General features: G+C 53.5%; 29 protein-coding genes. 26 read left to right on the top strand and 3 right to left on the bottom strand.

What is annotated here, in order from left to right; all coding sequences use genetic code 11:
- Positions 1-13 precede the first annotated feature (13 nt).
- The 19 genes from rplN (at position 14) to bfr (ending at position 10998) form a co-directional block, all read left to right on the top strand.
- Positions 14-382 (top strand): 50S ribosomal protein L14, encoded by a 369-nt coding sequence (gene rplN / locus C4J90_RS23760; RefSeq protein WP_002555479.1) that lies wholly within the window; start codon positions 14-16, stop codon positions 380-382.
- 11 nt (positions 383-393) lie between these two features.
- Positions 394-708: a 50S ribosomal protein L24 gene (rplX, locus tag C4J90_RS23755; protein WP_003176416.1), complete on the top strand. Its 315-nt coding sequence runs from the start codon at positions 394-396 to the stop codon at positions 706-708.
- A gap of 20 nt (positions 709-728) precedes the next feature.
- Positions 729-1268, top strand: coding sequence for a 50S ribosomal protein L5 (gene rplE, locus C4J90_RS23750; protein ID WP_003176415.1), 540 nt, complete (start codon positions 729-731; stop codon positions 1266-1268).
- Between the two features lie 13 nt (positions 1269-1281).
- Positions 1282-1587, top strand: a complete 306-nt coding sequence (gene rpsN / locus C4J90_RS23745; protein WP_003176414.1) for a 30S ribosomal protein S14 — start codon at positions 1282-1284, stop codon at positions 1585-1587.
- A 209-nt stretch (positions 1588-1796) separates the two neighbouring features.
- Complete coding sequence (rpsH, locus tag C4J90_RS23740) at positions 1797-2189, top strand: 30S ribosomal protein S8 (protein WP_003176413.1); 393 nt, start codon at positions 1797-1799, stop codon at positions 2187-2189.
- Positions 2190-2201: 12 nt separating this feature from the next.
- Positions 2202-2735, top strand: coding sequence for a 50S ribosomal protein L6 (gene rplF, locus C4J90_RS23735; RefSeq protein ID WP_003176412.1), 534 nt, complete (start codon positions 2202-2204; stop codon positions 2733-2735).
- A gap of 10 nt (positions 2736-2745) precedes the next feature.
- Positions 2746-3096 (top strand): 50S ribosomal protein L18, encoded by a 351-nt coding sequence (gene rplR, locus C4J90_RS23730; protein WP_017135964.1) that lies wholly within the window; start codon positions 2746-2748, stop codon positions 3094-3096.
- A 3-nt stretch (positions 3097-3099) separates the two neighbouring features.
- A complete protein-coding gene (gene rpsE, locus C4J90_RS23725) occupies positions 3100-3600 on the top strand; it encodes a 30S ribosomal protein S5 (protein ID WP_003176409.1) in 501 nt (166 codons plus the stop codon).
- A gap of 2 nt (positions 3601-3602) precedes the next feature.
- Entirely contained in the window at positions 3603-3779 is a 177-nt protein-coding gene (rpmD, locus tag C4J90_RS23720; RefSeq protein WP_003176408.1) for a 50S ribosomal protein L30, read from the top strand.
- 3 nt (positions 3780-3782) lie between these two features.
- Positions 3783-4220, top strand: coding sequence for a 50S ribosomal protein L15 (rplO, locus tag C4J90_RS23715; protein WP_003176407.1), 438 nt, complete (start codon positions 3783-3785; stop codon positions 4218-4220).
- Complete coding sequence (gene secY, locus C4J90_RS23710) at positions 4221-5549, top strand: preprotein translocase subunit SecY (protein WP_003194637.1); 1329 nt, start codon at positions 4221-4223, stop codon at positions 5547-5549. It begins immediately after the preceding gene.
- Between the two features lie 28 nt (positions 5550-5577).
- Complete coding sequence (rpmJ, locus tag C4J90_RS23705; RefSeq protein WP_002555468.1) at positions 5578-5694, top strand: 50S ribosomal protein L36; 117 nt, start codon at positions 5578-5580, stop codon at positions 5692-5694.
- Positions 5695-5823: 129 nt separating this feature from the next.
- The gene (gene rpsM, locus C4J90_RS23700) at positions 5824-6180 is read left to right on the top strand and encodes a 30S ribosomal protein S13 (protein WP_003210063.1); all 357 of its coding nucleotides are present in this window, start codon (positions 5824-5826) and stop codon (positions 6178-6180) included.
- Positions 6181-6210: 30 nt separating this feature from the next.
- Complete coding sequence (gene rpsK / locus C4J90_RS23695; RefSeq protein ID WP_002555466.1) at positions 6211-6600, top strand: 30S ribosomal protein S11; 390 nt, start codon at positions 6211-6213, stop codon at positions 6598-6600.
- A gap of 18 nt (positions 6601-6618) precedes the next feature.
- Entirely contained in the window at positions 6619-7239 is a 621-nt protein-coding gene (rpsD, locus tag C4J90_RS23690; RefSeq protein WP_003176404.1) for a 30S ribosomal protein S4, read from the top strand.
- Positions 7240-7261: 22 nt separating this feature from the next.
- The gene (rpoA, locus tag C4J90_RS23685; RefSeq protein WP_003176403.1) at positions 7262-8263 is read left to right on the top strand and encodes a DNA-directed RNA polymerase subunit alpha; all 1002 of its coding nucleotides are present in this window, start codon (positions 7262-7264) and stop codon (positions 8261-8263) included.
- Between the two features lie 41 nt (positions 8264-8304).
- The gene (rplQ, locus tag C4J90_RS23680) at positions 8305-8691 is read left to right on the top strand and encodes a 50S ribosomal protein L17 (protein WP_007918448.1); all 387 of its coding nucleotides are present in this window, start codon (positions 8305-8307) and stop codon (positions 8689-8691) included.
- Positions 8692-8929: 238 nt separating this feature from the next.
- Complete coding sequence (locus tag C4J90_RS23675; protein WP_124405421.1) at positions 8930-10378, top strand: catalase; 1449 nt, start codon at positions 8930-8932, stop codon at positions 10376-10378.
- A 155-nt stretch (positions 10379-10533) separates the two neighbouring features.
- Positions 10534-10998, top strand: a complete 465-nt coding sequence (bfr, locus tag C4J90_RS23670) for a bacterioferritin (RefSeq protein ID WP_003176400.1) — start codon at positions 10534-10536, stop codon at positions 10996-10998.
- A 65-nt stretch (positions 10999-11063) separates the two neighbouring features.
- On the opposite strand, the gene uvrA is transcribed toward bfr, so the two are convergent.
- Entirely contained in the window at positions 11064-13898 is a 2835-nt protein-coding gene (uvrA, locus tag C4J90_RS23665; protein WP_124405420.1) for an excinuclease ABC subunit UvrA, read from the bottom strand.
- A gap of 178 nt (positions 13899-14076) precedes the next feature.
- On the opposite strand from uvrA, the gene C4J90_RS23660 reads away from it, so the two are divergent.
- The 6 genes from C4J90_RS23660 (at position 14077) to C4J90_RS23635 (ending at position 21499) form a co-directional block, all read left to right on the top strand.
- Positions 14077-15471 carry an MFS transporter gene (locus C4J90_RS23660; RefSeq protein WP_124364611.1) on the top strand — a complete coding sequence of 465 codons (1395 nt, stop codon included), beginning with the start codon at positions 14077-14079 and terminating at the stop codon, positions 15469-15471.
- Between the two features lie 9 nt (positions 15472-15480).
- Complete coding sequence (locus tag C4J90_RS23655; RefSeq protein ID WP_003232445.1) at positions 15481-15996, top strand: single-stranded DNA-binding protein; 516 nt, start codon at positions 15481-15483, stop codon at positions 15994-15996.
- Positions 15997-16208: 212 nt separating this feature from the next.
- A complete protein-coding gene (locus C4J90_RS23650; protein WP_124420955.1) occupies positions 16209-17447 on the top strand; it encodes a site-specific integrase in 1239 nt (412 codons plus the stop codon).
- A gap of 172 nt (positions 17448-17619) precedes the next feature.
- A complete protein-coding gene (locus tag C4J90_RS23645) occupies positions 17620-19020 on the top strand; it encodes a tyrosine-type recombinase/integrase (RefSeq protein ID WP_164485274.1) in 1401 nt (466 codons plus the stop codon).
- Positions 19020-21008, top strand: coding sequence for an integrase (locus C4J90_RS23640; RefSeq protein WP_124420953.1), 1989 nt, complete (start codon positions 19020-19022; stop codon positions 21006-21008). Before C4J90_RS23645 ends, C4J90_RS23640 begins: the two co-directional genes overlap by 1 nt.
- A complete protein-coding gene (locus C4J90_RS23635) occupies positions 21005-21499 on the top strand; it encodes a protein kinase (RefSeq protein WP_124420952.1) in 495 nt (164 codons plus the stop codon). Before C4J90_RS23640 ends, C4J90_RS23635 begins: the two co-directional genes overlap by 4 nt.
- 475 nt (positions 21500-21974) lie before the next feature.
- Here the strand turns inward: C4J90_RS23635 and C4J90_RS26960 are convergent, their stop codons facing one another.
- Positions 21975-22148 (bottom strand): hypothetical protein, encoded by a 174-nt coding sequence (locus tag C4J90_RS26960; protein ID WP_164488028.1) that lies wholly within the window; start codon positions 22146-22148, stop codon positions 21975-21977.
- A 356-nt stretch (positions 22149-22504) separates the two neighbouring features.
- On the opposite strand from C4J90_RS26960, the gene C4J90_RS23630 reads away from it, so the two are divergent.
- Positions 22505-22792 carry a helix-turn-helix domain-containing protein gene (locus C4J90_RS23630; protein WP_124420951.1) on the top strand — a complete coding sequence of 96 codons (288 nt, stop codon included), beginning with the start codon at positions 22505-22507 and terminating at the stop codon, positions 22790-22792.
- A 323-nt stretch (positions 22793-23115) separates the two neighbouring features.
- Here the strand turns inward: C4J90_RS23630 and C4J90_RS23625 are convergent, their stop codons facing one another.
- Positions 23116-23919 carry a hypothetical protein gene (locus C4J90_RS23625; protein ID WP_124420950.1) on the bottom strand — a complete coding sequence of 268 codons (804 nt, stop codon included), beginning with the start codon at positions 23917-23919 and terminating at the stop codon, positions 23116-23118.
- Between the last annotated feature and the right edge of the window lie 42 nt (positions 23920-23961).

Below are 23961 nucleotides of genomic sequence, written 5' to 3'. Positions count from 1 at the left end.
TCGGAGAAATTATATGATTCAGACTCAATCCATGCTCGATGTGGCCGATAACAGCGGCGCTCGCCGCGTTATGTGCATCAAGGTGCTGGGTGGCTCCCATCGTCGTTACGCTGGTATCGGTGACATCATCAAGGTTACCGTCAAGGAAGCAATTCCTCGCGGTAAAGTGAAAAAAGGCCAAGTGATGACTGCTGTTGTAGTCCGCACTCGTCACGGCGTACGTCGTGCTGATGGCTCCATTATCCGCTTTGATGGCAACGCTGCTGTTCTTCTGAACAACAAGCAAGAGCCTATCGGCACCCGTATCTTTGGGCCAGTGACCCGTGAACTTCGTACTGAGAAGTTCATGAAGATCGTCTCGCTCGCCCCAGAAGTGCTGTAAGGAGATCCGACATGCAAAAGATTCGTCGTGACGACGAGATCATCGTGATCGCCGGCAAAGACAAAGGTAAGCGCGGTAAGGTGCTTAAGGTTCTCGCTAATAACCGTCTGGTTATCGGCGGTCTGAACCTGGTCAAGCGTCATACCAAGCCTAACCCGATGTCGGGCGTGCAGGGCGGTATCGTCGAAAAAGAAGCTCCGCTGGACGCTTCTAACGTCGCCATTTTCAACGGCGAAACCAACAAGGCTGACCGCGTTGGTTTCAAAGTAGAAGATGGCAAGAAAATTCGTGTCTTCAAGTCGACCCAAAAAGCGGTTGATGCTTGAACACTGCTAGGTAGAAGACCATGGCACGACTAAAAGAGATTTACTGGAAAGAAATCGCACCGAAACTTAAGGAAGAACTTAAGCTTTCGAACGTGATGGAAGTTCCACGCGTTACCAAAATCACCCTGAACATGGGTTTGGGCGAAGCGGTCGGTGACAAAAAAGTCATCGAGCACGCTGTTGCTGACCTGGAAAAGATCACCGGTCAAAAAGTCGTTGTGACTTACGCTCGGAAATCCATCGCTGGCTTTAAAGTCCGCGAAGGCTGGCCGATCGGCGTCAAAGTGACTCTGCGCCGTGAGCGTATGTACGAATTCCTGGATCGTCTGCTGTCGATCTCCCTGCCTCGGGTTCGCGACTTCCGCGGCCTGAATGCCAAGTCCTTCGATGGTCGTGGTAACTACAGCATGGGCGTGAAAGAGCAGATCATCTTCCCGGAAATCGACTACGACAAGATCGATGCTCTCCGCGGTCTGGACATCACCCTGACCACCACTGCCAAGAACGATGATGAAGGTCGCGCCCTGTTGCGTGCTTTCAAATTCCCGTTCCGCAACTGATTGGAGTAGGACCATGGCCAAGATGAGCATGAAAAACCGCGAGCTGAAACGTCAGCTCACGGTTGCCAAGTACGCCAAGAAGCGTGCAGCACTGAAAGCAATCATCGTTGATCTGAACGCAAGTCCAGAAGCGCGTTGGGAAGCTACAGTTGCTCTGCAGAAGCAGCCACGTGACGCAAGCGCCTCGCGCATGCGTAACCGCTGCCGCCTGACCGGTCGTCCACACGGCGTTTACCGCAAGTTCGGCCTCGGCCGTAACAAACTGCGTGAAGCGGCAATGCGTGGTGACGTACCAGGTCTGGTTAAAGCTAGCTGGTAAGTACTTTCAGCGTCAAGGTGGTTGGTATCGCAAGATACTGACCGCCGGTGACCTTGAATCTGGAACAAGCCCCTTTTGGGGCTTGTTTCATTTCCGGACTGTGTCTAAAATACGCGGCTCGCCTGAGCCCGTGTTTTTTACGCTCGGAGATTCTCGGCGACATATGTAGCCGCAAGGCTAATTTTTTGTGTATTAGGAGCGTCTAGCCCATGAGTATGCAGGACCCGTTAGCGGACATGCTAACTCGTATCCGTAATGCCCAGATGGCTGAAAAGTCCGTCGTAAGCATGCCATCTTCCAAGTTGAAGGTAGCTGTTGCCAAAGTCCTGAAAGACGAAGGCTACATTGCGGGTTATCAGATCAGCAGCGAAATCAAGCCGTTGCTGTCCATCGAGCTGAAGTACTTCGAAGGCCGTTCGGTCATCGAGGAAGTGAAGCGCGTTAGCCGTCCAGGCCTGCGTCAGTACAAGTCCGCTGAAGATCTGCCGAAAGTTCGTGGCGGTCTGGGCGTGTCTATCGTCTCCACCAACAAAGGTGTGATGACGGATCGTGCTGCGCGCGCTGCCGGTGTCGGCGGCGAAGTTCTTTGCACTGTGTTCTAAGGGGGGATAAGCATGTCTCGCGTCGCTAAGAACCCCGTTAAGCTGCCAGCCGGTGTCGAAGTCAAATTCGCAGGCCAACAGCTTTCGGTGAAGGGTGCCAAGGGCACTCTTGAACTGAACATCCATTCGTCCGTTGAGATCGTTGAAGAAGCTGGTGAGCTGCGTTTCGCTGCTCGCAATGGCGATCAACAAACTCGCGCAATGGCCGGTACCACGCGTGCGTTGGTAAACAATATGGTCCAAGGCGTAAGCCAAGGCTTCGAGCGTAAGCTCCAGCTGGTCGGTGTTGGTTACAAAGCGCAAGCAAAAGGCACGGTTTTGAACCTTGCCCTTGGCTTCTCGCACCCAGTGGATTACGAACTGCCGGAAGGCATCACCGCTGAGACCCCTAGCCAAACCGATATCCTGATCAAGGGCATCGATAAGCAGCTGGTAGGTCAGGTGGCCGCTGAGATCCGCGACTTCCGTCCACCAGAGCCGTACAAAGGCAAAGGTGTGCGCTACGCGGACGAAGTCGTCCGTCGTAAAGAAGCCAAGAAGAAGTAGGGCATAGCAAATGACCGACAAAAAAGTTACTCGACTGCGTCGCGCTCGCAAAGCACGCCTGAAAATGCACGAACTCGAAGTCGTGCGTCTCTGCGTGTACCGCTCGTCGCAGCATATCTACGCCCAGGTCATCTCGGCCGACGGCAACAAAGTCCTGGCAAGCGCCTCGACTTTGGATAAAGAACTGCGTGATGGTGCCACCGGCAACATCGACGCGGCCACAAAGGTTGGCCAGCTGGTCGCTACACGTGCTAAGGCCGTGGGCGTCTCGCAAGTGGCTTTCGACCGCTCTGGCTTCAAGTACCACGGCCGCGTTAAAGCGCTGGCTGATGCTGCTCGTGAAGCTGGGCTGGAGTTCTAAGTTATGTCAAATAACGACCAAAAGCGCGACGAAGGCTACATTGAGAAGCTGGTTCAAGTTAACCGCGTAGCTAAAACCGTTAAAGGCGGCCGTATCTTCACTTTCACCGCGTTGACCGTGGTTGGTGATGGTAAAGGGCGTGTTGGCTTCGGCCGTGGCAAGTCACGTGAAGTGCCTGCCGCGATCCAGAAGGCAATGGAAGCTGCTCGTCGCAACATGATCCAAGTTGATCTGAACGGCACCACTCTGCAGTACGCAATGAAGTCTGCCCATGGCGCTTCGAAGGTGTACATGCAGCCTGCTTCTGAAGGTACCGGTATCATCGCTGGCGGCGCTATGCGTGCTGTCCTCGAAGTTGCTGGCGTTCAGAACGTTCTGGCCAAGTGCTACGGCTCGACTAACCCGGTAAACGTGGTTCACGCCACTTTCAAGGGTCTGAAAGCTATGCAATCTCCTGAGTCCATTGCTGCCAAGCGCGGCTTGACTGTCAAGGAGATCTTCTGATCATGGCTACCGTTAAAGTAACGCTGATCAAAAGCATGACCGGCCGCATCCCTAACCACAAATTGTGCGTTAAAGGTCTGGGTCTGCGTCGCATCGGTCACACTGTAGAAGTCCAGGATACTCCCGAGAATCGCGGGATGATCAACAAGGCTTACTACATGCTGCGTGTAGAGGGTTAATCGATGAAACTCAATGATCTGAGTCCAGCGCCGGGTTCCCGTCGCGAAAAGCATCGTCCGGGCCGTGGTATCGGTAGCGGTTTGGGTAAGACTGGTGGCCGTGGCCACAAAGGTCAAACCTCCCGCTCCGGTGGCACCATTGCTCCAGGCTTTGAAGGTGGTCAACAGCCGCTGCATCGTCGCCTGCCTAAGTTCGGTTTCGTATCCCTGAAAGCCATGGACCGCGCAGAAGTGCGTCTGTCCGAGCTGGCTAAAGTGGAAGGCGACATCGTTACTGTGCAGACCCTGAAAGATGCCAACGTGATCAACGTCAACGTACAGCGTGTGAAAATCATGCTGTCCGGTGAAGTGACTCGCGCTGTCACTATCGGCAAGGGAATCGGCGCCACCAAAGGTGCGCGTTCGGCTATCGAAGCAGCTGGCGGCAAGTTCGAGGAATAAATGGCTAAGCAAGGTGCTCTCTCAGCGCTCGGCAAAGGCGGTATGTCTGAACTTTGGGCTCGTCTGCGTTTTCTGTTCCTGGCGATTATCGTCTACCGAATAGGCGCACACATCCCGGTTCCAGGTATCAACCCGGACCGACTCGCAGACCTGTTTCGACAGAATGAGGGGACCATTCTTAGCTTGTTCAACATGTTTTCCGGCGGCGCGCTGGAACGGATGAGCATCTTTGCACTGGGGATCATGCCGTACATTTCGGCATCGATCATCATGCAACTGATGACCGCCGTCAGCCCGCAGTTGGAGCAGTTGAAGAAGGAAGGTGAAGCTGGCCGTCGCAAGATTAGCCAGTACACCCGCTACGGCACTGTCGTCCTCGCTCTGGTTCAAGCTATCGGCATGTCCGTTGGCCTGGCTGGGCAGGGCGTTGCGTTCACTGGTGACTTTGGCTTCCATTTCGTCGCGGTATCCACTTTTGTGGCTGGTGCGATGTTCATGATGTGGCTGGGTGAGCAGATTACTGAGCGTGGTGTTGGCAACGGTATCTCGATGTTGATTTTCGCAGGTATCGTCGCCGGTCTTCCGAGAGCAATCGGGCAGTCTTTCGAGTCTGCGCGTCAGGGTGATATCAATATCTTCGCCTTGGTTGCCATCGGTTTGCTGGCAGTAGCGATTATCGGTTTTGTGGTGTTCATTGAGCGTGGCCAGCGTCGTATTGCTGTTCACTACGCCAAGCGTCAGCAGGGCCGTAAGGTCTTTGCTGCGCAGACTAGCCACTTGCCGCTGAAGGTGAATATGGCCGGCGTTATTCCGGCAATTTTCGCGAGCAGCATCTTGCTGTTTCCGGCTTCGTTGGGTACCTGGTTTGGTCAGTCCGAAAATATGGGCTGGCTGCAGGACCTCTCTCAGTCGATCGCTCCTGGTCAGCCGTTGAATATTCTGCTGTTTAGTGCAGGGATTATTTTCTTCTGCTTCTTCTATACGGCGTTGATGTTCAATCCGAAAGACGTAGCGGAAAACCTGAAGAAGTCCGGTGCCTTTATTCCGGGTATTCGTCCAGGTGAGCAGTCTGCGCGCTACATTGATGGCGTTCTGACTCGTTTGACCCTGTTCGGTGCTCTATATATGACGGCCGTGTGCCTGCTTCCCCAGTTCCTGGTGGTTGCAGCAAACGTTCCGTTCTACCTTGGCGGGACCTCGTTGCTGATCGTGGTCGTGGTTGTGATGGACTTCATGTCCCAAGTACAATCGCACCTCGTTTCGCACCAGTACGAATCCCTGATGAAGAAAGCCAACCTGAAGGGCTACGGCAGCGGCATGTTGCGCTGAGTACCCCATAAGGTTCGAGGAGTTGGTGATGAAAGTTCGTGCATCGGTGAAAAAGCTGTGCCGTAACTGCAAGATTATTCGCCGCGAAGGTGTTGTTCGAGTAATTTGCAGCGCGGAACCGCGTCACAAACAGCGCCAAGGCTGAGTGTGATCCGCTTGAAGCCCGGCAGCTAGTGCGCTGCCGGGTTGATTATTTGTTATTACAGCGATATTATCTCGCGCCCTATTTCTTGGCTTCCGGGGCGTAGGTAGCTGTCAATTGGAGTCCCACTGAATGGCCCGTATTGCAGGCGTTAACATTCCAGATAACAAGCACACTGTTATCTCGCTGACCTACATCTATGGTGTTGGTCGCACTACTGCGCAGAAAATTTGCGCAGATACTGGGGTAAACCCAGCCGCAAAGATCAAAGATCTGAGCGACGAGCAGATTGAGCTGTTGCGTGGCGAAGTGGCGAAGTTCACCACTGAAGGTGACCTGCGTCGCGAAATCAACATGAAAATCAAGCGTTTGATGGACCTCGGTTGCTACCGTGGTCTGCGTCATCGTCGTGGTCTTCCAGTACGCGGTCAGCGTACCAAGACTAACGCGCGTACCCGTAAAGGTCCGCGTAAGCCGATCCGCAAGTAATCGCCCACGCGAATCGACAGGAAAATTATCATGGCAAAACCTGCTGCTCGTCCTCGTAAAAAAGTTAAAAAGACAGTGGTTGATGGCATCGCCCACATCCATGCATCTTTTAACAACACAATCGTGACCATCACCGACCGTCAAGGTAACGCGCTTTCTTGGGCTACCTCCGGTGGTTCGGGTTTCCGCGGTTCCCGCAAGTCCACCCCGTTCGCTGCTCAAGTAGCTGCTGAACGTGCTGGCCAAGCTGCGCTGGAATACGGCCTGAAAAACCTCGACGTTAACGTCAAAGGTCCAGGTCCAGGTCGTGAGTCTGCTGTCCGTGCTTTGAACGGCTGTGGCTATAAGATCGCCAGCATCACCGACGTGACGCCAATCCCGCACAACGGGTGCCGTCCGCCGAAGAAGCGCCGCGTGTAATCCAGGAGATTGTAAAGAATGGCTCGTTACATTGGTCCAAAATGCAAACTCGCTCGTCGCGAAGGCACCGATCTCTTCTTGAAGAGCGGCGTGCGCGCGATCGAATCGAAGTGCAACATTGAAGCAGCACCTGGTATCCACGGCCAACGCCGCGGTCGCCAGTCCGATTACGGCACCCAACTGCGTGAAAAGCAGAAGGTCCGTCGTATTTACGGCGTTCTCGAGCGTCAGTTCAGCGGCTACTACAAAGAAGCTGCTGGCAAAAAAGGTGCAACCGGTGAAAACCTGCTGCAACTGCTCGAATGCCGTCTGGACAACGTTGTATACCGTATGGGCTTTGGTTCGACTCGTGCCGAATCCCGTCAGCTGGTATCGCACAAGTCGATCAGCGTTAACGGTCAGACCGTAAACGTTCCGTCCTACCAGGTTCGTGCTGGTGACGTGGTCGCAGTTCGCGAGAAAGCAAAAAACCAACTTCGCATTGTCCAAGCTCTCGATCTGTGTGCCCAACGTGGCCGCGTAGAATGGGTAGAAGTAGACACTGAGAAGAAGTCGGGCGTTTTCAAGAACGTTCCTGCTCGCAGTGATCTGTCCGCCGACATCAACGAAAGCCTGATTGTCGAGCTCTACTCCAAGTAAGGGCTAGAAAATAGGTGCATCCATGCAGATTTCGGTAAATGAGTTCCTGACACCCCGCCACATTGATGTGCAGGTTGTCAGTCCAACCCGCGCTAAAATTACTCTCGAGCCTCTCGAGCGTGGTTTTGGCCACACCCTGGGCAACGCGCTGCGCCGCATCCTGTTGTCCTCAATGCCCGGCTGTGCAGTAGTCGAGGCCGAGATTGACGGTGTGCTCCACGAGTACAGCGCCATCGAAGGTGTACAGGAAGACGTAATTGAAATCCTGTTGAACCTTAAAGGTCTGGCTATCAAGCTGCACGGCCGTGACGAAGTTACGCTGACCTTGTCGAAGAAGGGTTCGGGGGTGGTTACCGCTGCCGATATTCAGCTGGATCATGATGTCGAGATCGTTAACCCCGATCACGTAATCGCTAACCTGGCGTCTAACGGCGCCCTGAACATGAAGCTCACCGTAGCTCGTGGTCGTGGTTATGAACCGGCCGACTCGCGTCAGAGCGATGAAGACGAAAGCCGCAGCATTGGTCGCTTGCAGCTTGACTCTTCGTTCAGCCCGGTTCGCCGTATCGCATACGTGGTGGAAAACGCCCGTGTCGAGCAGCGTACTAACCTGGACAAGCTGGTTATTGATCTGGAAACCAACGGTACCCTGGATCCTGAAGAGGCTATCCGCCGCGCTGCAACCATTCTGCAACAGCAGTTGGCTGCGTTCGTCGACCTCAAAGGTGACAGCGAACCAGTGGTAATCGAGCAGGAAGACGAGATCGATCCGATCCTGCTTCGCCCGGTTGACGATCTGGAACTGACTGTACGTTCGGCTAACTGCCTTAAGGCGGAAAACATTTACTACATCGGTGATCTGATTCAGCGTACCGAAGTAGAACTGTTGAAGACTCCGAACCTGGGCAAGAAATCCTTGACTGAAATCAAGGACGTTCTGGCCTCCCGCGGTCTGTCCCTCGGCATGCGCCTCGACAACTGGCCGCCTGCAAGTCTTAAGAAGGACGACAAGGCGACTGCCTGATCGTCGTAATCACCGAACGTGAGTTTGGTAAGGAATGAACCATGCGTCATCGTAAAAGTGGTCGTCACCTGAGCCGTACCAGCTCGCACCGCAAGGCCATGTTCCAAAACATGGCGGTGTCGCTGTTCGAGCACGAGCTGATCAAAACTACACTGCCGAAAGCTAAAGAACTGCGTCGCGTTGCTGAGCCGCTGATCACTTTGGCCAAGACAGACAGCCTGGCTAACCGCCGTCTGGCTTTCGACCGTACTCGTTCGAAAGCTATCGTTGGTAAGCTCTTCAACGACCTGGGCAAGCGTTACGCTACCCGTGAGGGTGGCTACCTGCGCATCCTCAAGTGCGGTTTCCGCACTGGCGACAACGCGCCTATGGCGTACGTCGAGTTGGTTGATCGTGCTACTGCCGGCGAAGCTGTAAGCGCCGAGTAAGACGTCAGTCTGTAACGAAGAACCGGGCCTAGCGCCCGGTTTTTTGTGCGCGTAACAAAAGCGCGCTAGGTACAAGTTTCTCAGTGAAGCAGCGGGCACTATGTGTGCTGCCTTGGTTGGTAGTAATTTTCTATTGAAGTCCGCAATTTAATAAATTTGTGGGTGTCATGCTGTTGATCAATACTCCCTCCAAGCCGATTAGCCGGCAGTTTCAAGTCCGACCTGAGGAAGATTGCGCATGAGCCAGAATAAAATCCTTACCACCGCCAGCGGTGCTCCCGTTGCGGATAATCAGAATTCCCGTTCCGCTGGCCCCCGTGGCCCACTGCTGCTCGACGACTTTCACCTGATCGAGAAGCTCGCTCACTTCAACCGTGAAAATATTCCGGAGCGCCGTGTACACGCCAAAGGTTCGGGCGCCTACGGTACGTTCACCGTTACCCAAGACATTACTCAATACACCAGCGCCAAGCTGTTCGAGTCAGTAGGTAAGCAAACGCCGACCTTCCTGCGGTTCTCCACTGTGGGTGGCGAGCGCGGTTCGGCTGACACTGAACGCGACCCACGCGGTTTCGCCTTGAAGTTCTACACCGAGGAAGGCAACTGGGACATCGTTGGCAACAACACGCCGGTGTTCTTCATCCGCGACCCGCTGAAATTCCCCGATTTCATCCATACCCAAAAGCGCTTGCCGCAAAGCAACCTGAAAAGCGCGCAGATGATGTGGGATTTCTGGTCGCACTCCCCAGAGGCATTGCACCAGGTCACCATCCTGTTCTCGGATCGTGGCATCCCGGACGGCTACCGCCACATGCACGGCTTCGGCAGTCACACCTACAGCCTTATTAACGCCAAGGGCGAGCGCCACTGGGTGAAGTGGCACTACAAGACCAAGCAAGGCATCAAGAACCTGGCACCGGCTGAAGCTGCGCGCCTGGCGGGTACCGATCCAGACTACGCCCAGCGCGATCTGTTCGGCGCAATCGAGCGCGGTGACTTCCCGAAATGGCGCGTCTGCATCCAGGTCATGACCGAAGCCCAGGCCAATGCTCATTACGAGAACCCGTTCGATGTAACCAAGACCTGGTCGCAGAAGGAGTTCCCCCTGATCGAGGTGGGTGAGCTGGAACTCAACCGCAACCCGCAGAACTATTTCGCTGAAGTGGAACAAGCCGCGTTCGGCCCAAGCAACATGGTTCCGGGCGTTGGCCTGTCGCCAGACCGTATGCTGCAAGGTCGCGTCTTTGCCTACGCAGATGCTCATCGGTACCGCGTTGGCACCAATCACCAGCAGCTGCCGGTGAACGCCCCACGTAACCCCGTCAATAGCTATCAGCGTGACGGTTCGATGGCCTTTGGCAGCAACGGTGGCGCAGCGCCCAACTACGAGCCAAACAGCTACGCCGATGCGCCAAAGCAGGCGCCACACTACGCGGAGCCTGCACTGGCCTTGAGCGGCGCAGCAGATCGTTACGATCATCGCGAAGATACTGATTACTACAGCCACGCCGGTGCGCTGTTCCGCTTGATGAGCGACGAGCAGAAAGCGCTGCTTACCAGCAACATCGCCGGTGCGATGGGCGGCGTTTCCAGCGATGTGGTCCAGCGCCAGCTGCAGCATTTCTATAAGGCGGACCCCGCTTATGGAGAAGCAATCGCAAAGGCACTGGGTGTATCGCTTAACTGACTCTAAACGATAAGCAGAACCGCCCTCATTTGGGCGGTTTTTGCGTTATTTCAGCTACTTTTCTCCGGAAATCTTCGCTTTTCTGCCGTTGATCCCGTGACCTTCAAGTCAGCATGGTTCAAACTACAGGCTTTCAAGCAGGGAGATGTAGGGCGATGCAAGGTCACCCCGACGTAATCGATTACCTCAACACGTTGCTGACGGGCGAACTGGCAGCTCGTGACCAATATTTCATCCATTCGCGCATGTACGAAGACTGGGGCTTTACCGAGCTCTACGAACGTATCAATCACGAGATGGAAGAAGAGGCGCAGCACGCTGACGCACTGATGCGCCGTATCCTCATGCTCGAAGGTACGCCGCGTATGCGCCCCGACGACTTGGACGTGGGCACCACGGTGCCGGATATGCTCGCTGCTGACCTTCGCCTGGAATACAAGGTCAGGGCCGCGCTCTGCAAGGGCATCGAGCTCTGCGAGCAGCACAACGACTATGTCACTCGTGAAATCCTACGAGTGCAGTTGAATGACACCGAAGAAGATCACACCTACTGGCTGGAAAAGCAGTTGGGTTTGATCAAGCTGATCGGCCTGGAAAATTACCTGCAATCGCAGTTCTGATTCCGGCTGCAAAAAAGCCCCTGCCACCGATGAGGTGACAGGGGCTTTTTATTGGGCCCGATAAATCAGGCCCGGTCACGCTCCAACAACGGCTTCAGGTAGTAGCCAGTATGGGACTGTGACATTTCGGCGACTTGTTCCGGTGTACCGACCGCAATGATCTGACCGCCCTTGGAACCGCCTTCCGGTCCAAGGTCTACCAGCCAGTCGGCCGTCTTGATCACGTCCAGGTTGTGCTCGATCACTACCACGGTATTGCCGTGATCACGCAAGCGGTGCAGCACGTCCAGCAGTTGCTGAATATCGGCAAAGTGCAGGCCCGTGGTGGGTTCATCAAGGATATACAGGGTTTTGCCCGTATCTCGTTTGGACAACTCACGCGACAACTTCACCCGCTGCGCTTCACCACCCGATAGCGTGGTCGCAGACTGCCCCAGCTTGATATAAGACAGGCCAACATCCATCAACGTCTGCAGCTTGCGCGCCAGCGCCGGAACCGCATCGAAGAACACCCGAGCTTCCTCGATGGTCATCTCCAGGGTTTCGTGGATGTTCTTGCCCTTGTATTTGATTTCCAGGGTTTCGCGGTTATAGCGTTTGCTCTTGCACACGTCGCACGGCACGTAGATATCCGGCAGAAAGTGCATCTCTACCTTGATCAAGCCGTCGCCTTGGCAGGCTTCACAGCGACCGCCCTTGACGTTGAACGAGAAGCGGCCCGGCCCATAACCCCGCGAGCGGGATTCCGGAACGCCGGCAAACAGCTCGCGAATCGGCGTGAACAGCCCGGTATACGTCGCTGGGTTGGAGCGCGGCGTACGGCCAATCGGGCTCTGGTCGATATCGACCACCTTGTCTAGGTGTTCCAGGCCCTTGATGCTGTCGTGGGCCGCCGCTTCCAGGGTAGTGGCGCCGTTCAGGGCAGTAGCACTCAACGGGAACAGCGTGTTGTTGATCAGCGTCGACTTGCCCGAACCCGAAACACCGGTCACACAGGTCAGCAGGCCCAGTGGAATTTCCAGGTCCACATTGCGCAAGTTGTTGCCACGGGCACCCTTGAGGTGCAAGGCCATCTTCTTGTTGCGTGGGGTACGTTTGGCCGGCACTTGAATTTTGACCCGGCCAGACAGGTATTTACCGGTCAGGGAGTCCGGGTGAGCCATCACTTCGGCGGGTGTGCCTTCGGCGACAATATGCCCGCCATGTATGCCAGCCCCCGGGCCGATATCAACGACGTAATCCGCCAGGCGAATAGCGTCCTCATCGTGCTCGACCACAATCACCGTGTTGCCGATATCCCGCAGGTGTTTCAGCGTACCCAGCAGGCGATCATTGTCACGTTGGTGCAAGCCAATCGACGGCTCGTCGAGAATGTACAACACGCCCACCAGCCCCGCGCCGATCTGGCTGGCCAGGCGAATCCGCTGCGCCTCGCCCCCCGATAAGGTATCGGCACTGCGATCCAGCGACAGATAGTCCAGGCCGACGTTGACCAGGAACTGCAGACGCTCGCGAATTTCCTTGAGGATCTTGTCGGCGATCTCCCCACGGCGGCCGGTCAGCTTGAGCACGCCAAAGTATTCACAGGCATCGCCGATTGGCAGGTTGGTCACCGCCGGCAATGTCTTCTCGCCAACCCACACATGCCGCGCTTCACGGCGCAGGCGAGTGCCGCGGCAATCAGGGCAAGGTTGGGTGCTGAGGAATTTCGCCAGTTCTTCACGTACGCTAGCCGACTCGGTCTCGCGATAGCGACGTTCCAGGTTCGGCACGATGCCTTCGAACGGGTGCGAACGTTTGACGATATCGCCCCGGTCGTTCAGGTATTTGAAGTCGACATTCTGCGAACCACTGCCATTGAGGATGACCTTCTGCTGGTCAGCCGGCAATTGGTTGAACGGCACCTCCAGGCTGAACTTATAGTGGGACGCCAACGACCCCAGCATCTGGAAGTAATAGACGTTGCGCCTGTCCCAGCCGCGTATCGCCCCCTCGGCCAAGGTCAGTTCGCCATTGACCAGGCGCTTGATGTCGAAGAACTGCTTAACGCCCAGGCCATCGCAGGTCGGACAGGCGCCGGCCGGGTTGTTGAAGGAAAACAGCTTGGGTTCCAGCTCGCTGATGGCGTGGCCGCAGATCGGGCAGGCAAAGCGCGCAGAGAAGATGACCTCTTCGCCCGGCTCGTCGTCCATCGGTGCCACCAGGGCAATACCGTCTGCCAGCTTCAATGCGGTCTCGAACGACTCCGCCAGGCGCTGCTGCAGATCGGCACGTACCTTGAAGCGGTCGACTACCACGTCAATGGAGTGCTTCTTCTGCTTGTCGAGCTTCGGCGCTTCATCCAGCTCATAGAGCTTGCCGTTGATGCGGGCGCGCACGAAACCTTGCGCCCGCAGCTCTTCAAAGACCGACAGGTGCTCACCCTTGCGCTCGCGGATGACGGGCGCCAGCAGCATCAGCTTGGCACCTTCCGGCTGGGTCAGGACCAGGTCGACCATCTGGCTGACGGTCTGGGCTTCCAGCGGAATATCGTGGTCCGGGCAGCGGGGAATACCCACCCGTGCATACAGCAGGCGCAGGTAATCGTAGATTTCGGTAATGGTGCCCACGGTGGAGCGCGGGTTATGGGACGTCGACTTCTGTTCGATGGAAATGGCCGGCGACAAACCTTCGATGGTGTCGACGTCGGGCTTTTCCATCATTGACAGGAACTGCCGGGCATAGGCCGACAGCGATTCCACATAGCGCCGCTGGCCTTCGGCGTACAGCGTGTCGAACGCCAGGGACGATTTGCCCGAGCCGGACAGGCCGGTGATAACGATCAATTTGTCCCGGGGCAGGGTCAGGTCGATGTTCTTCAGGTTGTGGGTTCTAGCCCCACGAATCAGGATCTTGTCCAAGATGGCCTCGCACGGCGGGCGTAAATAATGCCGGAGTATACGGCTAAAGACTGGATGAATATACACTGTCAAAAGGCCGCTTGCAGCCTTACATGAAAGCTGCGCGGCAAAGCGCCGCATATACCCCCTCAATCGATGGGACTGGTAGAATCGCCGCCGGTTCACACGAGGTTTTTCCATGCACGATCCCCATAGCGAACGCATGAGTAGCGGCGAGACCCGAGCGGCAAGCGGTCTGGCCCTGGTGTTCGCCTTCCGTATGCTGGGCATGTTCATGGTGTTGCCGGTGCTGGCGACCTATGGAATGGATCTCGCCGGCGCGACCCCCGCATTGATCGGCCTGGCGATCGGCGCCTATGGCCTGACCCAGGCGATCTTCCAGATTCCGTTCGGCATCATTTCCGACCGTATCGGCCGGCGCCCGGTGATTTACCTGGGGCTGATCGTGTTCGCCCTCGGCAGTGTGCTCGCGGCGCAGTCCGATTCGATCTGGGGCGTGATCGCCGGACGTATCCTGCAGGGCGCCGGGGCGATTTCCGCCGCGGTAATGGCGCTGCTGTCGGACCTGACCCGCGAACAGCATCGTACCAAGGCCATGGCCATGATCGGCATGACCATCGGTTTGTCGTTTGCCGTGGCAATGGTGGTCGGCCCGCTGCTGACGCGCGCGTTCGGCCTGCATGGGTTGTTTCTTGCCACCGGCGGCATGGCGTTGTTCGGTATCGTGATCGTGGCCTTTATGGTGCCGCGCTCTACCGGCACGCTGCAGCACCGTGAATCCGGGGTCGCGCGCCAGGCGCTGTTGCCGACCCTCAAGCATCCGGACCTGCTGCGCCTGGATTTAGGTATCTTCGTGTTGCACGCAATGCTGATGTGCAGCTTCGTCGCCTTGCCCCTGGCCCTGGTGCAAAAAGCCGGGTTGCCCAAGGAGCAGCACTGGTGGGTCTACCTGACCGCGCTGTTGGTTTCGTTCTTCGCCATGATCCCGTTCATCATCTACGGCGAGAAGAAACGCAAAATGAAACGAGTTTTACTCGGCGCCGTCGCGACATTGATGCTCACTGAACTATTCTTCTGGCAGTTCGGCGACAGCCTGCGGGCGCTGGTGATCGGTACGGTGGTGTTCTTCACCGCGTTCAACCTGCTGGAGGCGTCATTGCCTTCGCTGATCAGCAAGGTTTCACCGGCCGGCGGTAAGGGCACGGCGATGGGCGTGTATTCCACCAGCCAGTTCCTCGGTTCGGCGCTGGGTGGGATCATGGGCGGGTGGATGTTCCAGCATGGCGGTTTGTCGGTTGTGTTCCTCGGATGCGCCGGGCTGGCTGCACTTTGGCTGGCCTTTGCTGTTACCATGCGCGAACCTCCGTATGTGACGAGCCTGCGCCTGCCGTTATCGCCTGAAGCGATGCGCGAAGCTGGCCTGGCCGAGCGCCTCAAGGCCGTCGTTGGAGTAACGGATGCAGTAGTGATCGCGGAAGAAGCTGCGATTTACATCAAATTGGACACCGAATTATTGGATCGCGCGACGCTCGAGCAACTGGTCAACCCAGTGCCGACAGCGCGCCCAGCCTAGGAGAACGTTATGGCCCGTGGGGTTAACAAAGTCATATTGGTCGGTACATGCGGCCAGGATCCCGAAGTTCGCTACCTGCCGAACGGTAACGCCGTGACCAACCTGAGTCTGGCGACCAGCGAACAGTGGACCGACAAGCAGACTGGCCAGAAGGTCGAGAAAACCGAATGGCACCGCGTGTCGATGTTCGGCAAGGTTGCCGAGATCGCCGGTGAGTACCTGCGCAAAGGTTCGCAGGTGTACATCGAAGGCAAACTGCAGACTCGCGAGTGGGAAAAAGACGGCATCAAGCGTTACACCACCGAAATCGTGGTCGACATGCAAGGCACCATGCAACTGCTGGGCGGCCGTCCACAGGGCGACCAACAGGGCCAGGGCGGCATGTCCAACTCGGCACCGCGTCCACAGCAATCGCGTCCGCAGCCAAGCCAGCAGCCGCAGCGTGAGTCGCGTCCAGCGCCACAACAGGCCGCGCCGCAGCCAGCTCCGGATTTCGACAGCTTTGATGACGATATCCCGTTCTAACCTACATAAAAGCAAAGCGTAAAGGTGATTGATTGGCTCGGCGGGTTTAAGTACCTAAATCATTACCTTACGTGAGTAAGCCAAAGCCTTCTTTGCTGTAAAGCTAAGAGGGCTTTTTTTTGCCCGGTGTAAAGCTACAAATAATTTAACTACACAAGAGAGGAGTGTAGAGATAAAAGTCTACATTACTAAACGTAAAGGAGGAGTGTGCTGTGGATGTGAAAATGGTACGACATCCTTCTGGGTTGAACCTGCCAATCCTCCTTGACGATGATGGCCTGCCGGTTCCGCTTGCAAATGAGTGGATCTTGCAAAGGCGAGGCCTAAGCCCTAACACTCTCACGAGAAACCTCAGGGAGTTGGCGATTCTATTTGCTTGGCTTGATTCTCTTCGCATTGATCTTGGTGCATGCATGGCTGGTGACCGCATGTTTACCGAGGCTGAGTTAGCGGGAAGTCTCTGTGAGCACCTACGCATAGCGGTGAAGGTCCCCGCCTTGCAAGCGGGGGGGATTTCTATAAATCAGGGCAAGAAGGTAGCCGTGTCACCTCTGACATATAAATTGCGCCTGATCACTGTGCGGCAATTCATGGGGTGGTGTTTTCGATTCAAGATGGGGGCGATGGAGTCTGGAGATCCCGCGCTTCTCAGAATTCAAGCACACAAAGAGCATGTCGATAAAGTTCTCAGCGATCAAGAAATCAATAATCCTCCCCAGAATAAATCTATTACTAAAGGCCTGCGGGATCATCAAGTAACAGCTCTCATTTGGTGTGTAGATTTTAGAAATCCAGAAGCGTATGGCTTAAACGAACATGTAAGATTTAGGAACTTCATCATTGTGATGATTATGCTGACCTTTGGTTTAAGACCAGCAGAGCTTTTGACTCTTAGAGTAGGAGATGTCGAGTTTGGTGGCGTCACTGCTCTGCGTGTCTTAAGGCGTGTCTCGGATCCGAATGATGTAAGGAGCCCCCGGCCTAGAGTCAAGCGGAATGGTCGAGACATGATAATGCAAACGCCTACGCTCATACGCCTGATTGAAGAGTACATTGAAGTTCATCGCGAAAGCGTTATGGAGCGCTTTGGAAAAGATCACAACTATTTGATTGTTTCAGATGAGGGTGACCCGTTGCATGGAAATAGCGTGTCTAATTATTTTCAGATTATCCGCGAGAAGTTCAAGCAAGCGTTACCTCCAAATCTAACTCCTAAGGCCCTACGGCATACATACTCTAGTAGAACTGAACGTGAAATGGCTGAGCGTGGCGTTCCTGAAGATGAGCGTAAACAGGTTTTGGCGTACTTAAGGGGTGATAGTAGCGTGCGTTCTCAAGAGGTGTATATCATTGGTGAGATCATTCGCCAGGCCACCGCTGTTCAATCTAAATATCATGATACATTAATGGAAACTTTCTTGGAGTACTCCAGTGATGAGTCAAGCGTTTAGACCTCAGCCTGATGAAGCTGAGCTGTGGGAGTCCATTCCTAAATCTGTTATAAGCAGAGAAGGACATGTAGTTGACACGAGTGGTTTACAATGGCACATGCCAACGACCAGTGGCAGATACGCTACACTTAAGTTTCAACGTATACGTAATTTGAGGTTTCGGTATGCACTGATGCGTTACTGTGTGTATGTGATGAGAACCTCGTCGGCGGGCTATGCTTACACCACTTGGGTAGATTGTCATAGGTTTCTTCTTTTGCCTTATCCTGAGTTTAATCGGGAAGAAATTGCCGATTTTGAGGTTGAGCTGGTTAGTTATTACGAGCGAATGATAGCAACTACGAGACGAGACCATAAGCTATATCAAGTCTCGCGTGCTAAGTCGTGGTATCTCTGGGGATGCCAGTACCTAAGTGAAATAGGCTTCAATGCCGAATATGGCAGCGTGTTGGAAGCTCTCAAAATACCCGGAGGTCCCAAGGGGGAGGCGGTTAAAAACGAAGACGTAGATGCCGGTCCACTTCATCGTATCTATGAATTGCAGCCACTCTACAACGCTCTTCAAACTACGACTTGTGCCGATGTCGCAGAGTGCGAGCAGCGAGCTGCACTGGCATTGTTCATTGCTCACGGTAGAAACCCGGCGAACCTGTCGTGGCTGCGAGAAAGCGATCTGATCAACGTAGCTCCAGGACTAGATGAGCCGTGCTGGGTAATAAGATACCCAAGAATCAAAAAACGACTGTTGAGCCCTCGGGATGACTTCGTTGAGGTGCAACTCCCTACGGAATTTGCGCCTTATATTCAAGACCTAATCGCCGTCAATCGTGATATTGAACCGTTCGATTGGATGGGAGTTGATCCTGTAGGTTTTGACAGGCCGTTATTTTTCAATCACAACATCAATACGGCAGCTGCCGCGTCAGGCCAGCGCGATGCATATTTCAATTACGAGTCTGGTTACTTTGCAACGCTGCTTCAAAATTTCGTACTAAGGCATCGTATAGTATCGCCTTTGACCAAGATGTTGATACATCTTAGTCCTAGGCGTCTTCGTTACACGTTGGCAACAAACTTAGTTAAAGATGGGGCAACGCAGCGGCAGCTGGCCCAGATTCTTGACCATACTGATCTTCAGCACGTACAGGTTTATTTTGACCTGGCTGGCAATATCGTAGAGTTATTAGACAAGGCGCTAATTGGTCCTTACGCGCAGATTCTCCGTTTCTTCAAGGGTGATTTCATCGCGCCCGGGCAGAAAGCCGTAAATGAAGGAGACATAGGTAAGCATATTCCGTTTGTTTATATTGAGACTGCTCCGAACATCGATTTGGGCGTGTGTGGGAAACACTCACTTTGCTCCTTGCACCCTCCGTATTCCTGTTACAAATGTCCAAAGTTTCAGGCTTACCTTGAAGCTGATCATCAAGCCGTGTTGGAACATTTGATAAGTGAGCGCGAAGAGAAATTTCAGTCCGCTGACAAGCGAATAGCCAGCCAGCTCGACGAAATCATCTTCGCTGTAGCTCAAGTTGTTGAGAAATGCAAAGAAGTTAAAGCGGGAGCAACATAATGGCAAAGGTAGCAGCGTTCTTAAGCAAGCTTGAGCTAGATCGTGTCGCTAACTTATCGCTTTTGGTGGAAAAGGCGAAGATGCTCGGCATGCTCGGTTTTGAAAGTATTGTCTGGGATGAGCCGAAGTGGAAGTTTACAGCCGGCCCCATGACAATACTGTCGGCTAAACGTTCTGGCTCTCCTAGCATCTACTTTCGGCACGCGCCTAACATCGGCGAACAGCCCATGGAAGGCGATTGGGCTGCTGTGGCGAAATCTCTTTTTTGTTTGCGGGCGCACCGGTCAAATCAAAAAATTAGCAACCAGCAAACATTTGTAACTGCCATAAGTTATATAAGTCACTGCGTAGGCGGAGCGAGTCGTCCGTTATCAAAGCTGATGCCCGAAGACTTAGATTCTGCATGTAGGATCATTTCGAGTGATTACCAAGAGTCAACCGCTTATAACCTACATAAGGCTATAAACGAATTCGCAGCGCATTGCGACGCTAATCAGCTTTGTAATGTTAGGTTTGAATATAAGTACTCTGGGCTGAAGCGCCCTGCAAACGCCGGTAGTGCAGCTCAAAAACGATTGGACGCACCTGAAAACCTGGAACAGACCTCCGGGGACCGACTCATCAACCTGGAGGTGTTTGAGCTTATTGGTTTGCTGTACCAACATGTACCGAGCAACCATAAGTACCGGATGTACATCCTGATGCTCGTTTTGTTGGCGTGCATTGGAAGGCGTTTTAGCGAAATCGCTACACTGCCGTTGCAGGGGGTCGGCTTTGACTCGGAAGGAAGAAAATACTTACGCTTTTTTTTGATGAAAACAAGCAAAGGAGATAACTCTCATCCCATTGACAGAACATGGCTTCCTACTGATGCCGTTTCGATTGTTGAGGACGTAATCGCTGAGCTAACAGATATTACCGGAGCTGCCAGGTCGACAGCGCAGGAGATGCGGATCACTGGTGGCCCTGATCTACGTTGGATCGTACCTTTTGCTGAAGATCATCGATTCTACATTGCCGACCTTGAAGCCTTGGGTTTTAGCTTCAATGTCTTGCGCCCAGCGGGTTGGCTTACGAAAAATGGCCTCACGTTTCCAGATCCGGATAAGCTGACAGTTCAGGGCATTCGTCCAGCTAAGCCATCTCGCTTCACCACGAAGCAGGCCTTAGTTTCCTATTGCAAGAGCATGTTTGACCCACGATTGAATGATCCTGTCCGGATCGCTACCAGCGGTAAGGTGTATTACCAAGAAGATCTTTTCTTCGTGCGATACGCGGGTATGTCTTCCGGGGGCGTCTCTGTGTGTGTGGTCGCACCAGTCACCCACTCAATGTTCACGACATTTATACGAGATCATCTTGAGCCGCTTGCGTCCGAGTACGGTGGAAGCAACGTCAAACCCGACTTCTCAAGCCACGATTTTAGACACACCATTAATACTCTCTTGAATGACGGTGGAATGAGCGATTACGTACAAACTAAGTGGTTTGGGCGGAAGTATGCAAATGACACAAAGGCTTATCAGCACACATCCCGTGAAAAGAGAGCATTAATTTATCAAGAAAAAATTCGAGAAGGCAAGATTGGCGGAGTGGTGGCCGACAACTACATCCAACTTCCTGTTGAGTACAAAGATGCTTATCTCAAGGCTAAGATTACCGGAGTCCATGAGCTTGGGACCGGTATGTGTACGCGTAACCTGTCGCAATCGCCTTGCCCGAATCATCTCGAATGCCATGCCAAATGTTCGGATTTTTCCTGGGAGAAGGATAACGACGGTAAGAAAGCAGGCGTAGTGCGCGCTTTCGAGATCGAGGTCGTTCAATACGAGAATGCGATAACCAAGTCTCAATCGAATAGGCAGGGCGAGAGCCACCAATGGATGGCCCATTCACAGAAGAAAATCGAAACCCTCACCGCCATGCTGGTTGATTTGCAGATGGACGCTGAAGCCATCAAAGCGAAAGCACTTGGAGCACAGCCATGAGCAAATTTGGTAAGAGGATGGACTCGGGGGATGTCAAAGCTATCGTAAGGGAATTGGATCGCTGGGGTTTAGGTGAGCTGGGTTCGGGCCTGCGGTGGAAGACGCTTGAAGACCAGTTTGGGTTCACGCGCCAGGCTTTGAATGCTCGTCTTGAAATCAAGGTTGCGTTCGACGCTGCCAAGGCGTCTCTTGCAGGTGGCCTGGCTGCTAAACAGAAAAATGCGGCGCGGAGCGCTGACGAGCTGGTGCTTCGGGTTGCGCAGCTTGAGAGGGAGCTACAGACCTACAAGGATCGTGAAGCCAAATGGCTGCTGAGATGGCAGCAAATAGCCTACACCATCAGGGTAAGGTTTGGCGCTCAGATGAGCGGCATTGATATGTCTGGCGGTTCGCGAGAGGGGCTTCCAAACCTGCGTACCACGGAGAGCATCCTTAAGCACCTTGATAGCCCCATTCCTCCAGTGGGGAGCTCGGATGCTAATACCGATTAGTGTTTTAGCCGCGTGAAAATGACTTTTCTCTAAATTATATGGAGCGACTTAGTGTGGATGGGTAGTCCAATTAAGGTCTATTTGCGCTGCCATGGATTGATCAAGATCAGATTTCAATGGGGATTCTACGAGGCTGAAATCTCTCGGTTGAATTTGCAGTGGTAGACGGAGGGTGTAAGCTTGGCAAGCATGCATTGGGTAGGGATGAAATATGATGTTTTTTAAATATATTTCCAGTTGGCGCGAAGGAAACGTTTTTTGCACAACGGAAACAGTTAGACGTCTATGCTCTTCTAGTGAAAAGGTTGAAGCTATTTGTATTTCACAGCAATCACAGACACTCACCCCCGTTGAGTTGGAATCATTGCGTAAGGAAATGCGGTTGGCAGGCGCCTGGATGCAGTCAGTATTGAGACTTGGAAGTCGGTCCAAATATAAATAATAGATATGGCACCATTGCGCATCTAAATGTGATTCAAATAGTGTTTTTTTTGTATATGATCTGCTTTTCTGTCGCCTTGGATATTAAGTCTGTAGCCGATATATGATTGTCTGGTAGATAGTAAGTTTTATCACCTTCAACTGAGTATGCCTCAATGGTGCCGTAGGCGCTGCTGTGATAAATAGTTAGCTCTACTAATGTTTCCATCTTCCAGTCTCCTGACCCATTTAAATAATCTGGGCTAACAAGTTTTATTGTTTCAATCACTGTGTGTGGTGGTCTTGTCTGTATTAGTCTGCATAGGAGGGTCGGATCCATTATCTGGATCATCGATTTTCTAGTACCGGTCGGTATGACGCGTAGCAGGCTTAGGTAAAACCATGGGAGATTGAGAGTGTGCTCGACTGCAGTCCAATGGAGCGCGTCGCTTTCTGAACCGTGCTCGCTAAGAAGCGCCCACCGTGGGGTGATGAACATGAGAAACGCTCCTTGGCAAAATGAGTCCTATAGATTGTAGCCCTATAGGGTTCTCGGAGGCTTCATGTTTCATTTTAGGATGGATCATGGAACTGAAGCCTGCGTTCGGAACGGCTCTCAAACTCATACGCAATAGAAGGGGGATGAGCCAGGAAGACTTTAGTGTAATCAGCAGCAGGACCTATCTCAGCTCCCTCGAAAGGGGGCTGAAGTGTCCGACCATTGAGAAAGTCGAAGATCTTGCTGCATTTTTGAATGTTCACCCTCTGACCGTTTTGGCGATTGCATACACAATCAAAGACTCTGCAGCTTTGGAAACCCTTATGGATCAGGTGAAAGGTGAGTGTGAATGGATTCTTTCGGAAACTGGCTAAAATTTGGGCGAGTCCACGCTTTGTTGAGCCTGCGCAAGCTTCATAAACGATGATGACTGAAATTGAGCCCTCCTTGCTCAAATTTGGGAGGGTGAGCCACCCATAGCTCACATTTGAGCAATAACGTTCACGGTTGAGCCATCCCTAGCTCAAATTTGAGCGATAGCGTTCACCCGTGAGCTACCCCTGACTCAAATTCGAGTGATTTCTTCCGTGTAAGCTTTACCCCACCCCAATTCGGTGTCTGAACCAGTCATTTATGCTTTTCCATTTTGGGCATGAGTATTGAACTGTTCGTTGGCAGACTATGCATCGAACTGCTCCTACGTACTCATGTGGTCAATAATAGCGTCCATCAGATCCTTTACCGGCTGCACACGAGCCGCGTGTGCTTCTTTCTCTCGGTTATGCCAGCCTAGAAAAATACCTTCCAGGCGGCATTTCCACCTGAATGCCCCGTCAGACTCCACGTCCGCTAGCACTTCAAATATTGGTCCTCCGCTTGTCCCACTGAAGCATGGAGGGTTCGCGCGCTTCTTATTGGTATCAATTGCGCGCTTCTTATCGAAGCGGAAGCCAACAGCATTGGAGATGTGCGACTTTGCAGCAGGAGACTCAATTCGTTCAGTGAAGCTCGTTCCATGGGTAACGATTTGGGTCTGGTTAAGACGCGGGTTAAGCCCATTTTTTGAGGCTGGATACCCTACGGCAACCCAAAGCCCGATTGGAACGTAGTGGGTTACAAGATCGTCAAGAGGTACGAATTTCATTCGTTCGATCTTGGCCTTCATAAACCAAGTCTCAGGCAGAAGGGCTACAGCGATGTCATCTACAATGCACCTGACGATTGGCATGCCGTTTAGCAATGCTCCCTGGCCATTAATATTAAGGCCAAACTGACGTTTAGGATCTTGCCCCTCGAAGACATGGGCTGCGGACACTAGAAAATAATGGCCTCTTCGGACTGCGAAAAAACTGGATCCGATCAGATCAGCAGCTCCAGTGATTTTGCCGCTTTTGCTGACCTGTTCGATGAACAGCGGCGCCGTGCACCGTCCCCACTTTTTGATCACGTTATCGACGTGTTCCAAGAAATTATTTTCTGTGAAAGGCAAATAAATCGACATGATTTTCCATTTTGAAAGGCAGATTCAGCTTGCTGGCTTGCT

The organism is Pseudomonas sp. R2-60-08W, assembly GCF_003852335.1.
GTDB lineage: Bacteria > Pseudomonadota > Gammaproteobacteria > Pseudomonadales > Pseudomonadaceae > Aquipseudomonas.
The sequence above is the reverse complement of the archived record's forward strand: the minus strand, read 5'-3'. Positions and strand labels throughout refer to the sequence as shown.

What these genes read in the sequence shown, in the direction of transcription:
- C4J90_RS23635 (WP_124420952.1), top strand. Translation starts at nt 21,005, where the DNA reads ATGAGCAAATTTGGTAAGAGGATGGACTCGGGGGATGTCAAAGCTATC.
- rpsM (WP_003210063.1), top strand. Translation starts at nt 5,824, where the DNA reads ATGGCCCGTATTGCAGGCGTTAACATTCCAGATAACAAGCACACTGTT.
- rplQ (WP_007918448.1), top strand. Translation starts at nt 8,305, where the DNA reads ATGCGTCATCGTAAAAGTGGTCGTCACCTGAGCCGTACCAGCTCGCAC.
- C4J90_RS23645 (WP_164485274.1), top strand. Translation starts at nt 17,620, where the DNA reads ATGCGTTACTGTGTGTATGTGATGAGAACCTCGTCGGCGGGCTATGCT.
- rpsN (WP_003176414.1), top strand. Translation starts at nt 1,282, where the DNA reads ATGGCCAAGATGAGCATGAAAAACCGCGAGCTGAAACGTCAGCTCACG.
- C4J90_RS23655 (WP_003232445.1), top strand. Translation starts at nt 15,481, where the DNA reads ATGGCCCGTGGGGTTAACAAAGTCATATTGGTCGGTACATGCGGCCAG.
- rpmD (WP_003176408.1), top strand. Translation starts at nt 3,603, where the DNA reads ATGGCTACCGTTAAAGTAACGCTGATCAAAAGCATGACCGGCCGCATC.
- C4J90_RS23640 (WP_124420953.1), top strand. Translation starts at nt 19,020, where the DNA reads ATGGCAAAGGTAGCAGCGTTCTTAAGCAAGCTTGAGCTAGATCGTGTC.
- secY (WP_003194637.1), top strand. Translation starts at nt 4,221, where the DNA reads ATGGCTAAGCAAGGTGCTCTCTCAGCGCTCGGCAAAGGCGGTATGTCT.
- rplO (WP_003176407.1), top strand. Translation starts at nt 3,783, where the DNA reads ATGAAACTCAATGATCTGAGTCCAGCGCCGGGTTCCCGTCGCGAAAAG.
- C4J90_RS23625 (WP_124420950.1), bottom strand. Translation starts at nt 23,919, where the DNA reads ATGTCGATTTATTTGCCTTTCACAGAAAATAATTTCTTGGAACACGTC.
- rplX (WP_003176416.1), top strand. Translation starts at nt 394, where the DNA reads ATGCAAAAGATTCGTCGTGACGACGAGATCATCGTGATCGCCGGCAAA.
- C4J90_RS23630 (WP_124420951.1), top strand. Translation starts at nt 22,505, where the DNA reads ATGGAACTGAAGCCTGCGTTCGGAACGGCTCTCAAACTCATACGCAAT.
- rpoA (WP_003176403.1), top strand. Translation starts at nt 7,262, where the DNA reads ATGCAGATTTCGGTAAATGAGTTCCTGACACCCCGCCACATTGATGTG.
- C4J90_RS26960 (WP_164488028.1), bottom strand. Translation starts at nt 22,148, where the DNA reads ATGGAAACATTAGTAGAGCTAACTATTTATCACAGCAGCGCCTACGGC.
- rplF (WP_003176412.1), top strand. Translation starts at nt 2,202, where the DNA reads ATGTCTCGCGTCGCTAAGAACCCCGTTAAGCTGCCAGCCGGTGTCGAA.
- rpsH (WP_003176413.1), top strand. Translation starts at nt 1,797, where the DNA reads ATGAGTATGCAGGACCCGTTAGCGGACATGCTAACTCGTATCCGTAAT.
- bfr (WP_003176400.1), top strand. Translation starts at nt 10,534, where the DNA reads ATGCAAGGTCACCCCGACGTAATCGATTACCTCAACACGTTGCTGACG.
- rplN (WP_002555479.1), top strand. Translation starts at nt 14, where the DNA reads ATGATTCAGACTCAATCCATGCTCGATGTGGCCGATAACAGCGGCGCT.
- C4J90_RS23675 (WP_124405421.1), top strand. Translation starts at nt 8,930, where the DNA reads ATGAGCCAGAATAAAATCCTTACCACCGCCAGCGGTGCTCCCGTTGCG.
- rplR (WP_017135964.1), top strand. Translation starts at nt 2,746, where the DNA reads ATGACCGACAAAAAAGTTACTCGACTGCGTCGCGCTCGCAAAGCACGC.
- C4J90_RS23660 (WP_124364611.1), top strand. Translation starts at nt 14,077, where the DNA reads ATGCACGATCCCCATAGCGAACGCATGAGTAGCGGCGAGACCCGAGCG.
- rplE (WP_003176415.1), top strand. Translation starts at nt 729, where the DNA reads ATGGCACGACTAAAAGAGATTTACTGGAAAGAAATCGCACCGAAACTT.
- rpsK (WP_002555466.1), top strand. Translation starts at nt 6,211, where the DNA reads ATGGCAAAACCTGCTGCTCGTCCTCGTAAAAAAGTTAAAAAGACAGTG.
- rpsD (WP_003176404.1), top strand. Translation starts at nt 6,619, where the DNA reads ATGGCTCGTTACATTGGTCCAAAATGCAAACTCGCTCGTCGCGAAGGC.
- rpmJ (WP_002555468.1), top strand. Translation starts at nt 5,578, where the DNA reads ATGAAAGTTCGTGCATCGGTGAAAAAGCTGTGCCGTAACTGCAAGATT.
- rpsE (WP_003176409.1), top strand. Translation starts at nt 3,100, where the DNA reads ATGTCAAATAACGACCAAAAGCGCGACGAAGGCTACATTGAGAAGCTG.